The 1,254-nt window shown below is 50.4% G+C and carries 2 protein-coding genes; both read left to right on the plus strand.

The annotated features are described in order from the left end of the window. The coding region (locus B3Z75_RS08265) for an acetyl-CoA carboxylase biotin carboxyl carrier protein (RefSeq protein WP_294069933.1) at positions 1–734 on the plus strand (734 nt) is incomplete at its 5' end. Then, positions 734–1,254: sodium ion-translocating decarboxylase subunit beta (locus tag B3Z75_RS08270; protein WP_294069936.1), on the plus strand; the 521-nt coding region annotated here is incomplete at its 3' end. The genes B3Z75_RS08265 and B3Z75_RS08270, both read left to right, overlap by 1 nt.

A 1,254-nucleotide genomic window follows, 5' to 3' on the forward strand; every position in this document is an offset into this window, starting at 1 on the left:
GCAAGCTTCCGGGGGAACCCTCTACCGGAATCGTGGAGTTGGCAAAGCAGCAGGGACGTGAGTTTTATACCGGCAACCCGCAGGATCTTTATCCCGATCAGCTGGACGAGTTCAGGGCTGAGATGCAAAAGAAGAACTGGGATTTGGGTCAGGACGACGAAGAGTTGTTTGAATTGGCCATGCATCCCGAACAATACAGAGCATACAAATCGGGTGATGCCAAACGCTCTTTCGAGGCAGATCTGGCAAAGCGGAAAGCAGAAAAGGCCGCACAGTCAGCCCCTGCCGTTCCGGTAGACGCGGCAGTCAATGGAAACGGTTTTCAGCCAAAAAGACTGGTGGTGACCATCGACAACGAGGAGTACGTGGTAAATATTTCATACCCCGATGGAGAAAGTAACGGTACCCAAACTGCCGGAGCCTCCGCATCTGCCGTACAGACAGACATGTCAGCCTCCGTGCAAAAGCCCGTGGTACCCGTTCCGTCGTCCAGCGGAGAAGTGAAAGAGGTGATTTCGCCGCTTGAGGGAAAATTTTTTCTTACCAAAGATTCGTCGGAGACTCCGCTGAAAGTGGGGGATACCGTGAAAAAAGACGATATCGTCGGATACATTGAATCGATGAAAACATACAATGCTGTCGCTGCCGAAGAAAATGGTGTGGTGACAGAGATCTGTTTCGCCAACGGTGATTCCGTAGATGAAGATGACATACTTATTAAAATGCAATCATGATGGGTGAATTCTTTTCTAACATAGTGGAAGTAACCGGCTTTGGTCTTGTCGACTGGGGCACTGTCCTGATGTGGGTCATCTCCGGGATGCTATTATATATGGGTATTTTTAAACAGTATGAGCCCTTGTTGCTGGTGCCCATTGGGTTTGGCGTACTTCTGGCGAACCTCCCCGGTGCAGGGCTGGCGGTTGTCGAGAGTAACATGGTTGTGAATCCTGACGGAAGCCTGATGAACCTGCCCGAGATAGCATCCAAGTATGGCATCATTAATTTTCTCTATTACTCTCTTATCAAGTCAGGTATTCTCCCTCCCGTCATCTTCATGGGAGTGGGGGCTTTGACCGATTTTGGTCCGATGCTGAGAAACCTGAAACTAGCCTTCTTTGGTGGTGCGGCACAGATTGGTATCTTTACGGTGGTCATCCTTGCGGTACTGATGGGCTATTCGTTGCCTGAGGCGGCCTCCATGGGTATTATCGGAGGAGCAGACGGGCCTACTGCCATCTACACCACCATCAA

The sequence above is a fragment of the Proteiniphilum sp. UBA1028 genome (genome assembly GCF_002316955.1).
Lineage (GTDB): Bacteria > Bacteroidota > Bacteroidia > Bacteroidales > Dysgonomonadaceae > Proteiniphilum.